Origin of the sequence: Streptomyces lucensis JCM 4490 (assembly GCF_014650035.1) — a bacterium.
In the GTDB taxonomy this organism is placed as follows: domain Bacteria; phylum Actinomycetota; class Actinomycetes; order Streptomycetales; family Streptomycetaceae; genus Streptomyces; species Streptomyces lucensis.
Window position 1 is genome coordinate 38,837 of sequence record NZ_BMUE01000007.1, and the last position, 12,948, is coordinate 51,784.

At 71.4% G+C, this 12,948-nt stretch carries 9 protein-coding genes; 7 read left to right on the forward strand and 2 right to left on the reverse strand.

Annotated features, from left to right (window positions below; genetic code table 11):
- Window positions 1-354: 354 nt before the first annotated feature.
- Window positions 355-2,739: a phosphoketolase family protein gene (locus IE177_RS17350; protein WP_190016265.1), complete on the forward strand. Its 2,385-nt coding sequence runs from the start codon at window positions 355-357 to the stop codon at window positions 2,737-2,739.
- An 87-nt stretch (window positions 2,740-2,826) separates the two neighbouring features.
- On the opposite strand, the gene IE177_RS17355 is transcribed toward IE177_RS17350, so the two are convergent.
- A complete protein-coding gene (locus IE177_RS17355) occupies window positions 2,827-4,566 on the reverse strand; it encodes a sensor histidine kinase (RefSeq protein WP_190016266.1) in 1,740 nt (579 codons plus the stop codon).
- Window positions 4,567-4,767: 201 nt separating this feature from the next.
- On the opposite strand from IE177_RS17355, the gene IE177_RS17360 reads away from it, so the two are divergent.
- On the forward strand, window positions 4,768-5,349 hold the full coding sequence (locus IE177_RS17360) for an AMIN-like domain-containing (lipo)protein (protein ID WP_190016267.1): 582 nt from the start codon (window positions 4,768-4,770) through the stop codon (window positions 5,347-5,349).
- A gap of 134 nt (window positions 5,350-5,483) precedes the next feature.
- On the forward strand, window positions 5,484-5,984 hold the full coding sequence (locus IE177_RS17365; RefSeq protein WP_190016268.1) for a hypothetical protein: 501 nt from the start codon (window positions 5,484-5,486) through the stop codon (window positions 5,982-5,984).
- Between the two features lie 65 nt (window positions 5,985-6,049).
- Here IE177_RS17365 and IE177_RS17370 read toward each other — a convergent pair whose 3' ends face one another.
- The gene (locus IE177_RS17370; protein WP_190016269.1) at window positions 6,050-7,669 is read right to left on the reverse strand and encodes an ADP-ribosyltransferase domain-containing protein; all 1,620 of its coding nucleotides are present in this window, start codon (window positions 7,667-7,669) and stop codon (window positions 6,050-6,052) included.
- Window positions 7,670-7,857: 188 nt separating this feature from the next.
- On the opposite strand from IE177_RS17370, the gene IE177_RS17375 reads away from it, so the two are divergent.
- The 4 genes from IE177_RS17375 (at window position 7,858) to IE177_RS17390 (ending at window position 12,912) form a co-directional block, all read left to right on the forward strand.
- Window positions 7,858-8,535: a macro domain-containing protein gene (locus tag IE177_RS17375; RefSeq protein ID WP_190016270.1), complete on the forward strand. Its 678-nt coding sequence runs from the start codon at window positions 7,858-7,860 to the stop codon at window positions 8,533-8,535.
- Between the two features lie 317 nt (window positions 8,536-8,852).
- A complete protein-coding gene (locus IE177_RS34830; RefSeq protein ID WP_308431567.1) occupies window positions 8,853-9,569 on the forward strand; it encodes a lamin tail domain-containing protein in 717 nt (238 codons plus the stop codon).
- A gap of 259 nt (window positions 9,570-9,828) precedes the next feature.
- A complete protein-coding gene (locus IE177_RS17385) occupies window positions 9,829-11,409 on the forward strand; it encodes an alpha/beta hydrolase (RefSeq protein ID WP_229816087.1) in 1,581 nt (526 codons plus the stop codon).
- A gap of 135 nt (window positions 11,410-11,544) precedes the next feature.
- Entirely contained in the window at window positions 11,545-12,912 is a 1,368-nt protein-coding gene (locus IE177_RS17390) for an alkaline phosphatase PhoX (RefSeq protein ID WP_190016271.1), read from the forward strand.
- The last annotated feature ends 36 nt before the right edge of the window (window positions 12,913-12,948 follow it).

Sequence of the window (12,948 nt, forward strand, 5' to 3'; positions counted from 1 at the left end):
GTCTTCCCCGCCGCCCTGGCCGTGCTGGACTCCGGGCGATGGAAGGCCGTCGACGCGGTCCGCGCCCGGATCGGCACCCGGATGCCGCAACGGTCCGCCTGAACCGGCCCTCTCCTTCCTCGTCCCACCCCCTCCCGTCCGCCCGGCGCAGCCCCTGCCGCCGGGCGGACGGCCGTGCACGGGGCCGGGACCGGCCGGCGGACGCGGAATCCAGGGGCGCCAGGGCGCTCCCGCCGGCCGGCCGCCGGTGTGACCCGAACGGCCCTGTCGGGTACCCGCCGGGACGGCGGAGGGTGGGACGTGCGAACCGGCACCTACGCACCCGACCGCTGTCCCGACACGGAAAGGAACCCGATGTCCGTCGACACGCAGCAGGCACCGGCCCAGCTGGAGGAGGACGAGGTGAGGTCGCTGGACGCCCACTGGCGCGCCGCGAACTACCTGTCCGTCGGCCAGATCTACCTCATGGCCAACCCCCTGCTGACCGAGCCACTGCGCCCCGAGCACGTCAAACCGCGGCTGCTGGGCCACTGGGGCACCTCCCCGGGCCTGAACCTGGTGCACACCCACCTCAACCGGGTGATCAAAGCCCGCGACCTGAACGCCCTGTGCATCTGGGGGCCGGGCCACGGCGGGCCGGCCGTGCTCGCCAACTCCTGGCTGGAGGGCTCCTACTCGCAGACGTACCCCGACGTCACACGCGACGCGGCCGGCATGGCCCGGCTGTTCAAGCAGTTCTCCTTCCCGGGCGGCGTACCGAGCCACGTCGCGCCCGAGACGCCCGGCTCCATCCACGAGGGCGGCGAGCTCGGCTACTCGCTCTCCCACGCCTACGGTGCCGCACTCGACAACCCCGACCTGCTGGTCGCGTGCGTGATCGGCGACGGTGAGGCGGAGACCGGCCCGCTGGCGGCCTCCTGGCACTCCGACAAGTTCCTCGACCCCGTGCACGACGGCGCCGTCCTGCCGGTCCTCCACCTCAACGGCTACAAGATCGCCAATCCCACGGTGCTCTCCCGTCTGCCCGAGAGCGAACTCGACGACCTCCTCAAGGGCTACGGACACGACCCGATCCACGTCACCGGCGACGACCCGGCCGACGTCCATCGGTCCATGGCACACGCCATGGACACCGCCCTCGACCGCATCGCCGCCTTCCAGCGTGCCGCCCGCGAGGACGGTGTCACCGAGCGGCCCCGCTGGCCCGTGATCGTGCTGCGCACCCCCAAGGGCTGGACCGGCCCGGCCGAGGTCGACGGCCGGCCCGTGGAGGGCACCTGGCGCGCCCACCAAGTCCCGCTGGCCGCCGTGCGGGACAACCCCGAGCACCTGCGGCAACTGGAGCAGTGGCTGCGCTCCTACCGCCCCGGGGAGCTGTTCGACGCGGACGGCCGGCCCCGCCCGCAGGTGCTGGCCTGCGTCCCCGAGGGCACCCGACGACTCGGCGCCACCCCCCACGCCAACGGCGGACTCCTGCTGCGCGAGCTGCCCCTGCCGCCGCTGGAGAAGTACGCCGTCGAGGTCGACAAGCCCGGCGCCACCCTGCACGAACCCACACGCGTCCTCGGCGACATGCTCCGGGACGTCATGGCCGCCACCGCCGGCCGCCGGGACTTCCGCCTCGTCGGCCCCGACGAGACCGCCTCCAACCGGCTCCAGGCCGTCTACGCGGCCAGCGGCAAGGCCTGGCAGGCCGGCACCCTCGACGTCGACGAGGACCTCGACCGGCACGGCCGCGTCATGGAGATCCTGTCCGAGCACACCTGCCAGGGCTGGCTTGAGGGCTACCTGCTGACCGGCCGGCACGGGCTGTTCTCGTGTTATGAGGCCTTCGTCCACATCGTCGACTCGATGGTCAACCAGCACATCAAGTGGCTGCGCACCACCCGCCGCCTGCCCTGGCGCGCGCCCATCGCCTCGCTCAACTACCTGCTGACCTCCCACGTGTGGCGCCAGGACCACAACGGCTTCTCCCACCAGGACCCCGGCTTCGTCGACCACATCCTCAACAAGAGCCCGGAAGCGGTGCGGGTCTACCTGCCGCCGGACGCCAACACACTGCTGTCGGTGGCCGACCACGTCCTGCGCAGCCGCGACTACGTCAACGTCGTGGTCGCCGGCAAACAGCCCTGCTTCGACTGGCTGTCGATGGAGGAGGCGAAGGCCCACTGCGCGCGCGGCGCCGGCATCTGGGAGTGGGCCGGCACCGAGGACGGCTCACGGGCACCGGACGTCGTACTGGCCTCGGCGGGCGACGTGCCCACCCAGGAGATCCTGGCCGCGGCGCAGCTGCTGCGCCGGTATCTGCCCGGGCTGGCCGTGCGCGTGGTGAACGTCGTCGACATCGCACGGCTGCTGCCCGGCGAGGAACACCCCCACGGCATGAGCGACTTCGAGTTCGACGGGCTGTTCACCGCCGACAAGCCGGTGATCTTCGCCTACCACGGCTACCCGTGGCTGATCCATCGCCTCGCCTACCGCCGCACCGGCCACCGCAACCTCCATGTGCGCGGCTACAAGGAGATCGGTACCACCACCACACCGTTCGACATGGTCGTCAGCAACGACCTCGACCGCTACCGCCTGGTCATGGACGTCATCGACCGCGTACCGGGCCTCGCCGTCCGCGCGGCGGCCCTGCGCCAGCGTATGGAGGACGCCCGCCAGCGCCACCACGTCTGGATCCGCGAGCACGGCACGGACCTGCCCGAGGTCGCCGACTGGACCTGGGACGGCTGAGCGGCCGCACACGTGCCGGGCGCTCCGGCGGCACCCGGCAGCGCCGCCGGAGCGCCCGCCGCCGCGTCCCTCGGGCGGCGGCGGACGTCAGTCCCCGGACGGGAGCGGGACGGCCCACTCGACGACCGTGCCGCTGGGCTCGTTCGGGGACAGGCCGAACGTGCCACCCATCTCCTCCGCCCGCTCGCGCAGGTTGGCCAGGCCGCTGCTGCGGGCGACCGCCGGGCCGATCCCGCGGCCGTTGTCGGCCACACGCAGCCGCAGGGCGGTGTCGGTGACCTCGACACTCACATCGACCACGGTGGCCCGCGCGTGCCGGGCGGCGTTGGACAGGGCCTCGCCGAGCACCGCCAGTACCTGCTCGGCCTGCTCGGCGGAGACGGCCGTGTCCAGCAGCCCGGTCATGCGCAGCGCCGGGGCGAAGCCGAGCGACTCGGCGGCCCGTTCGGTGACCGTCACCAACTGGGCCCGCAGCCCGGTGCCGCGACGGGTCCGGTCGTGCTCGCGCAGGGCGTAGATGGTCGAGCGGATGATCTTGATGGTGTCGTCCAGATCGCCCACGACCCGCTGGATGCGCTCACCCACCTGCGGCCGGTCGGCCACCCGGCCCAGGGTGGACTGCAGCGACAGCGCCCCGGCGAACAACCGCTGGATGACCAGGTCGTGCAGGTCCCGGGCGATCCTGTCCCGGTCGCCGAGCACGACCATGCGCTCCGTGTCCCGCCGGTGCTCCGCGACGTCCAGGGCCAGCGCGGCCTGGTTGCCGAATCCGGTCACCATGTCGACCACGGCGTCGGTGAAAACGGGGCTGCCCGGCACGTTCGCCACCTGCAGCACCCCGCGCACGTGCTCCCGGGTGCCTAGGGGTACGAAGAACGCCGGCCCCAGTGTCACCACCGAGGCGCTGCCGCCCCTGGTGCGCGGGTCGGCGCTGACGGCATCGCTGGTGATCGTCTCCCCGGACACGAAGACCTTGGCGGCCGGCGCCGAAGCGGGCATCACCAGCCCGCGGATCTCCTCCGCGCGCTCTCCCGAGGCGGCCTCGACGACCAGCTCACCGCGGTCGCCGACCGGCACCGCCAAGGTCACCAGATCCGCGCCCGACATCTCCCGCACGGTGGCGGTGACGGACGCCAGCACCGTGGCGGGGTCGGTGCCGGACAGCAGGCTGCGCGTCAGGTCGTTGCCGGCCGCCAGCCACCGCTGCCTGCGGTGCGCGTCCTCGTACAGCCTGGCGTTGTCGATCGCCACACCGGCCGCCGCGGCCAGGGTGCGCAGCACCGCCTCGTCATCGGTGCCGAACTCCGTGCCGCCGCGCTTGTTGGTCAGGTACAGGTTGCCGAACACCTGCTCACGGACCCGGACGGGGGCGCCGAGGAAGCTGGTCATGGGTGGGTGCCCGGACGGGAAGCCGACGGACGCCGGATGCTCGGCCAGGTTCGCCAGCCGCAACGGCTCGGGGTGACGGATGAGCAGCCCGAGGATGCCCTCGCCGCGGGGGTAGTGACCTATGCGGGCGATGGCTGCCTCGTCGACGCCGACCGTGACGAACTGCTTGATCGTGCCGTCCTCGCCGAGCACGCCGAGGGCACCGTACTGCGCGTCGACCAGGGTGACCGCCGACTCCACGATGCGGTGCAGGACCACCTCCAAATCCAGGTCGGAGCCGACCGCCAGGACCGCGTCCAGCAATGTGTGGACCCGGTCCCGGGCCGCCCGGACCTGCGACACCTGCTGCTGCAGGTCGTCCAGCAGCGCGTCCAGCCGCAACTGGGGGGAGACCCCCGACGCCTCCGCCTCACGCGGGTCCCGCGCGCGTTCGTCCACCACAGCTCCCCTTGCCGTCTCGCTCCGACACCCCCAGAATGCCCGACGGACCGAACCGGCCGAACGGCGCCCGGGTGGGTGGGTGGCGGGGCGGCCCGGGCCGAGGCCGGCGACGATTTCCCCGCCCGTGCAACCAATCGGCCGTGTCAATGGTCATAGGTGTGACGGTTCGCTCGAAAACGTCATATCAGGGGGTACATCATGAACAAGGGCAGATGGACGGCAGTCGCCGTGGCCGCGCTGATGGCAGCGGGCTCCACGGTCCTCGCGGCGCCGACGGCGTCCGCCGTCGGCGCGACGGCCACCAGGGCCGCGGACGCATGTCCGACGGGCTGGGGCAGCCTGCCGAAGCGGGCGACGGACGCCGCGGCGGCACCGCACACCCTCACCGGCATCCGCACCGGACGTCACGACTGCTACGACCGTATGGTCTTCGACGTCGGCGGGGGCACCGACAAGCTGTCGTACTCCGTCGAGTACGTCAGCACCTTCCGCCAGGACCCGTCCGGCACGGTGGTCCCGGTCGCCGGCGGGGCGATCCTGGACATCCACGTCGGCGCGGCCGCCTACGACGCGGACACCGGCAAGCCGACCTACCCCGGCCGGCCCGGGAAGGCACTGCCCGGTGTCGACCTGACCGGCTACCGCACCTTCCGCGACACCAAGTTCGGCTCCAGTTTCGAAGGCGTCACACAGGTCGGACTCGGAGTGCGGGCACGGCTCCCGTTCCGGGTGCTGCGCCTGTCCGACCGCCTGGTGGTGGACGTGGCCCATACCTGGTGAGGATCTCGTGCGGGCCGGCCCGCCCCCGGGATCCCGTCGTACGCGGGACTCTGCCCGGTGCGACGGGATCCCGGGGGCCTTGGCGGTGGGAGCTCTCCCACCGCTCTCAGCCGGTGGGTTGGTAGGTTGCTCCCATGGGACTGTTCGACAAGCTCACCGGCACGAAACGCCCGGCCGGCGGTGTCACGCCGGGCTCGGCCGAGGAGGTGCGCGCGGCCCTGCTCGCCGTCAACCGGCCCGACGCCCCTTACGTCGTACGCGGCGGCGGCGTCATGGTGGCGCAGTGGCGGATCTCGGAACCCGCCTGGCAGACCTTCTTCATCGAGTCCCGGCTGACTCACGCCGTGCGGATCCGGATGCGCCTGGTCCCCGAGGACCATGAGGTCCGGGCCCTCGAAGAGCAGTGGGAGGTCACCCGGGTCGGGAATCCGCCGAGGCTCGCGATGTCCTCGGAGTACTCCCGCGGCCCGAACAGGACGGTCTCCCGTCACTGGACCATCGAACGCGGAGACGACGGCCGCCTGCAGGCGACGGAGACTTTCCGCTTCGACGGCGCGGCGCTGCGTGAACCCCTGCGGAACGCCGTCCTGGAGTCGGGCTGGACATGGCGCGGGGTCGTCTTCGGCACGCTGTGAGGCACGGCCGGCCCGCCGACGACCTTCACCCGGATGGGCCCTGATCGCCGGCATCGTGATGCCGGTCAGGAGATGAGGTTCTGCTCCTCCAACTCCGTCAGCCGGACGGTGCACAGGCCGCCGCGCTCGTGCTTGACGTCGGTCACCCGCAGCTGGGTGCCGGGCGCGAGGATGAACTCCTCCTCGCCGGTGAACGCGGAGAAGGCGCGGATGCCCACCGCCCGGGTGGGGACCACCTCGAACAGGGTGCGTCTGCCGCGGCTGCCGAGAAACGCCTTGGCGACGCCGAGCTCGGAGGTGCACGAGGAGATGCCCCACCAGGTCACGGTCCGACCGGTCGGGTACTGCGCGCGCAGGTCGAGCGACACACCACGCCACAGCGGCTCCTTCCGGGCGGGCAGTTGTGAGACCGCGGACAACAGGAGCCGTAGGTAGGGCAGGTAGGGCAGCAGCCGGGTGCGGTCGGGGGAGCGCAGGATGGTGTTGATCTCCCGGTAGAACGCCGACTCGCACGTGTAGAGGTGCAGGGCGGCGATCGCGTCGGCGGACAGGCCGGCGCCCGCGATGCCGTCGGCCCGCCGCTTGCCGAACTCGTGGGAGAGGTCCACGTGCCGGCTCAGCCCGGACAGCACCCGGGCGACCGGGGCGAGGGCCTCGCGGAAGTCCATGAGCGGGGTGTCGAACACACCGGTGACCGCGGGGAGGACGAGGCCCTCGTCCTTCACACCGGCCAGTCGGTCGAGATAGAGCTGGTGCAGCTCCATGGTGGAGGCGATGAACGCGCCCATGCGGTCGGCGACGTCGCGGCCGGCTGTGCCGGCGTCCTCGGCGGACCCGTTCCACCCGGTGCTCGGCAGCCAGTCGACCTGGTCGGCGCCCAGAGAGGCGAGGGCTTCGTTCACCCTCTCGAAGTGGTCGCCGTCGCAGAAGATGTCGCCCTGCGCCGCGGGGTTGGCATGGTCGATGTGCCGCACCTCGACGTCGGGATACTTCTTCTCCAGCCGCGAGACGACCTTCTTCAGGCTGCGCGCGTGCGCCCCCCACCAGGCGAACACGACCCCGCGGTCCTCGACGTCGGCGTTCTGCTTGGCCCTGAGGATCTCCTCGACGATCCGTTCGGCGACCGGCCGCCAGAACCTGGTGTGCGCGTCCGTGGCGATCGCCCCGTCGCCGCTGGCCGTCAGCGCGGCGTTGAGCAGCAGCACGCCCTGGGTGAGCATCGCCTGGAACCACTCCGGCGGCTGGACGGTGTCCTGCTTGCTCAGCAGCGTCCGGATGTCGGCTATGGGGGTCTTCTTGGCGATGCCGTACTTCCACATCGCCGCCGCCTTGATGATGCAGCGGATGCTGACCACCCTGCCGAACTGGCTGTCCTTCCAGTCGTGGAAGGTGTTGTCGAACATGGCGATGCCGGTGGCGCTCTCGGGCCTCGGGTAGGGGTTCTGACCGAAGACGACCACCTTCCACTTGTGCGGCGCGTTCGGCTTCAGCGCCTGGAAGGTCAGTTCACGGACCGGGACGACCTGCGGACTGCGGCCGGGGCCGATGAAGGAGGCCGCGTCCGGCTGTGCTTCGATGACCGGCTTGACTACGGGCAGCCACGGTTCACCGCCGCCCTCGAACAGCTCGGCGAGGGCGAGCGGGTCGTTCGGGTCGGCTGCGGCGGGGATGTGGGCGTCGCTCATGAGGAGGAACTCCGGGTGGTCGAACTGCACTGGTCACAGGCGTGATTGGCGAAGTGCCCCAGACGATAGGACAGCCCACTGACAACCCGGCTCCGGCCGGTGGCCGCACGATCCGGAGGCTGCCGATGTCAGTGGTGCCCGATAGCGTTCCGAGCAGTCGAGTGACCGTTCTCCGATCGGAGTGAATCATGACCGCAGACCGCGTGCCGGCATCGCTCAGGGTGGTGCTGACCGACGTCAACACCGAAGTGGTGGCGGCCTGGCGGGCGGCGTTCGCCGACACCCCCGAGGTCGAGATCCGCCAGGGCTCTCTCCTCGACGAGGACGTCGACGCCTGGGTCAGCCCCACCAACTCCCGCGGGCGGATGGACGGTGGTGTCGACGCGGTCATCAAGCGGTACCTCGGCGCGGGTATCCAGCTGCGGGTGCAGAAGGCGATCCGCGGCCAGTTCGCGGGTGCGCTCCCGGTGGGCAGCGCGGTCTGCGTCGCGTCCGGGGCGGTCAGGCCGAAGTACCTGATCTCCACACCGACCATGGAGACGTCCTCGCAGAACGTCAGCGAGACGCTGAACGTGGCCCTGGCCTGCGCGGCCGCGTTCCAGGCGGTCCACCAGCAGAACAACGCCGCGCCGGGGAGCATCCGTTCGGTGGCGTTGGTCGGCATGGGCGCCCGGACCGGCAGGGTGCCGGCGCGCGTGTGCGCCAACCTCATGTGGACGGGATACACCCTCTTCCACGACCACTCGTTCGAGAACTACGACGACCTGCGCGGAACGGTCGTGGCGCAGCTCGACGACATCGACAACACCCCCGAGGACGAGCGGGTCCGCATAGCGCCGCCCGGGAGAGCCACCGCCCGCCGCTGACGGGGCCGTTGCCCGGCCCCGCCTCGGCTGTTACTCACTTTCGGGTGAAGGCGTTCTTCGAGGCCGGCACCAGAAGCCGGACATTACGCTAATAAGAAGCATCCAGGCCATAAATGGATAATGCACGTGAGAGTCACGGAAATATGTTGAAACTGTAACGGGCCGCGCCTTTCCGTCTCTCTGGCCGGCCTGGACGGCAGGGTGTGGGTGTGCGGCCGACCGGCCTCACACCAGCACAACACACCCCCGCCGGCCTGTGGTTTCGGGGCTTCGACGCCGCGGCCGACCGGGTGTGTGCACCCTTGAAGGGGGACCTCGTGTCCGTTTCTTCTTCCGTCCGCCGTCTGACCGCCGTCACGAGCGTGGCAGCCGCTGTCGTGGGCGCGGTGGCGCTGCCGGCCGTGGCCGCCGACCACGGCCACGGCCGTTCGTACCGCGAGCACGTGATCATCAGCGGCGTGCAGTACGGCTCCCCGCGGGAGGGCCGCTACGACCGCTCGCTGAACAAGGAGTGGGTGGACGTCACCAACGAGTCGCGCCGAGCGGTGAACCTGGACGGCTGGACCCTGTCCGACGAGGACGGCCACACCTACACCTTCCGCCACGTCCGGCTGGCGAGCCGGTCCACCGTCCGCGTCCACACCGGCTACGGTCACGACACCAGGTCCGACATCTACCAGGACCGCCGCGCACGTGTGTGGGACTACGACGGCGACACCGCGACGCTGCGCGACGACCGGGGCCGGTTCGTGGACGACGCCTCCTGGGGCCGCGACCACGGCGACCACCACGGACGCGGTGACCGCTGGGGTGGCGACCACCGGCGTGACGACCGCAGGCACGGTGAGCGTGACCACCGTGGCGGTGACCGCTGGGGCGGCGGCCACCGGGACGGCGACCACCGCGGCGGTGACCGCTGGGGTGGCGACCACCGGGACGGCGACCACCGCGGCGGCGACCGCTGGGGCGGCGGCCACCGGGGCGACGACCGCAGGCACGGCGAGCGCGACCACCGCGGCGATCACCGTCGCTGACCGCGCGGACCGGCGGTAGGTGACGCCGGTCGGTGAACCCGCGTCCACCGGATCGGGCCACCCCCGGCCAGGGGGTGGCCCCTTCATGTCTGCCATCGGCGCGGGCGGACGGTGAACAGCGCGATCGGGTTCTCCTCCGCACGTCCCTTCTCGATCCGCCCGAAGTAGTAGCAGGACCGCCCCGCAGATGGATTCGCCCACCACCGCGGACACGAAATGGTCGTTCCTCACTCGGAGTTGATCGAAAGGAACGACCATCGTGCGAATAGGCCGCATGGCGCCCCTGCTCGCCGTGGGGGTCACGGCAACGCTGCTTCCCGCCCTCTCCCCGGCGCGGGCCTCCGCGGCGGAACCGCTGGCGAGGTTCACGAACCAGAAGCCCGCCTGGCACAGATGCGACACCTCACTGCCCGCTGCCTACCAGTGCGCGACGATCAAGGTTCCGCTCGACTACAGCCGCCCCGGCTCCAGAACCGTCAAGCTGGCCGTCTCCCGGATCAGGACCAGCGTCCCCGGCAGGCGGCACGGAGCGATCCTGTTCAACCCCGGCGGCCCGGGCGGCGAGGGCCTGGACATGCCGCTCATGATGAAGGACACGATGCCCGAGAAGGTCCGAGAGCAGTACGACCTCATCGGGTTCGACCCACGCGGCGTCGGCCGGAGCAGCCCTCTCACCTGTGGTCTCACGGCCACGGAGGAGAACATCGAACACCCCTACAAGCGTGAGACGTTCAGCCGCGACGTCAAGTGGGCCCGGAGTGTCGCCGCCAAGTGCCGCGCCCGGAACGGCGACAGGCTGCCGTACTTCACCACGCGCAACACGGCCCGCGACATGGACGTCCTACGGGCCGTCCTGGGCGAGCGGAAGATCTCCTACCTCGGCTACTCCTACGGCACCTACCTGGGCGCCGTCTACGCGCAGATGTTCCCCGGGCGGACCGATCGCTTCGTGTTGGACAGCGCGGTCGACCCCGCCCGGATCTGGCGCGGCATGATCCAGGTCTGGGCGGAGGGCACCGAGCCGGCGTTCACCCGCTGGACGAAGTGGACCGCACAGCACCACCGCACCTACCGACTCGGCAACACCCCGGCCGAGGTGGAGAAGACGTTCTGGAACCTCGTCGCCCGGGCCGACCGCACCCCCGTCGACGACGGCGGCGAGAAGCTCACCGGGGACGACATCCGAGCCCGCCTGCGGCCCGTCTTCTTCAGCCCCAAGGACGCGGCCGAGGCGGTCGTGCGGCTCAAGAAGGCCGCAGGCGGCCGCGCGACCTCCCGCCATCGCCTCACGCGGGACGCCACCAAGGGACCACACCGGCCCATGCCCGCCGCCGCGCAGGCGCCGGCCGACAACGGCTCCGCCGCGTTCTGGACCGTGGTCTGCGGCGACACCCCGGCCTGGCCGCACGACCCGGAGCGGTACCGGCGTGACGCGATCCGGGACAAGGCCAGGTACCCGCTCTACGGCGACTTCGGCTCCAACATCACCCCGTGCGCCTTCTGGGGCAGGCCGGCCGAGCCGGTCACCGGCGTGGACAACAACGTCGGCGTCCTCACCGTCCAGAACCAGTGGGACTCCCAGACACCCCTGATCAGCGGGCTCGGCATGCACCACGCCCTGAAGGGCTCGCGCATGGTCTACGTACGGGGCGGCGAGGGCCACGGCGTCTACTCCGGCGACCCGCGCGCCTGCGCCGACCGCGCGGTCAACGCCTACCTCGGCAACGGAAGGCTCCCGGCCGAGGACGTCACCTGCGAGGCGCCGGCTCCCCGGAGGCCCGGCGTGAACCAGCGCATCGTCCCGACGCCTGGGAACACGCCCCAGGGGCCCCGCTTCTGACACCCCTCGACCCAGCCGCGCCCGTCGGCGCGACAAAGCCGGGGCGCGCTCGGCGCGTGGTTCCGGTGGCCGACACCAGGTGGTAGACACTGCGGAGTCACAGTTCCTGTCCGCCAGCAGGAAGGTTGCTGCCGCATGTCCGCAACACGACGTCAGATCCTGTCCCGGGCGAGCGCCCTGGGAGTGGGCATCGCCTTCACCGGAGCCCTGTCCGAACTCTTCGCGGGCACCGCTGCCGCGCACGGTCCGGCCGGCACCGGTTACGGGGCGCTCGTACCGGATCCGGACGGTCTGCTCGATCTGCCGGAAGGTTTCCGCTACCGGGTTCTCTCCCGAGAGGGCGACCAGCTCCGCTCGGGAGAGGGCCCCGTCCCCTCCAACCACGACGGTATGGCCGCCTTCGCCGGTGAAGGCGGCCGTACCCACCTCGTCCGCAACCACGAGAACCGGGTCACCGCGAAGTTCCAGGTCCCCACCGTCAGCGGCCTCACCTACGACCCGGCGGGCAAGGGCGGCTGTACGGCCCTGACGCTCGACACGCGCAACCGCGTACTGTCCGAGCGGGTCGCCATCGCCGGCACGGCCGTCAACTGCGCGGGTGGACGCACCCCGTGGGGCACCTGGCTGACCTGCGAGGAGACCGAGGACAGGGCGGGCACCAACGGTTATGCCAAGGACCACGGCTTCATCTTCGAGGTTCACCCCACCGACCCGCACCGCACCGGCGCCGTCCCGCTGACCGCGATGGGCCGCTTCCAGCACGAGGCGATCGCGATCGACCCGCGCAACGGCACCGTCTACGAAACGGAGGACGCCTTCCTGAAGCCGTTCGGACTGTTCTACCGGTTCCGGCCGAACAAGCCCCTGGGCGGTGTCGGTTCCCTGCGCGCGGGCGGCCGGCTCCAGGCGATGCGGGTGCCCGGCGTGCCGGACCTGTCGACGATCCAGGACCCCGGTGCCCACTTCGACGGCATCGAGTGGGTGGACGTACCCGACCCGCTGGCCGTCTCCACGCCCACCCGGTTGCAGGACTACGGCCCCGCGGGCATCACGCACGCGCAGAAGCTGGAGGGCTGCTACTGGGGCGGCAGCTGCGTGTACTTCGTATCGTCCTTCGCCCGCAGCGCGGACGGCTCCGCGGCCGACCACTACGGTCAGATCTGGCGCTTCGATCCGGCGCGCCGCCGGCTGACCCTGGTCATCGTGTTCGGGCCGGACACCGACGTACAGCTGCCCGGCGAGTCCCCGGACAACATCTGCCTCGCGCCGGGCGGCGGCCTGATGGTGTGCGAGGACGGCAACGGCGCCCAGCACGTCTTCGGCGTCACCCGCAAGGGCGAGGTGTACGCGCTGGCGCGGGGCCGCCAGAACATCGGCACGGCGCAGCAGCCCGAGTGGGGCGAGTTCGCCGGGGTCACCTTCGCCCCCGACGGCAGGACGATGTACGTCAACTGCTACACGCCGGGCACCACGTTCGCGGTGACCGGGCCGTGGCGCAGGTAGGCGTACCGCGGGCCTGAGCGTGCCAGGGCGGGTTGC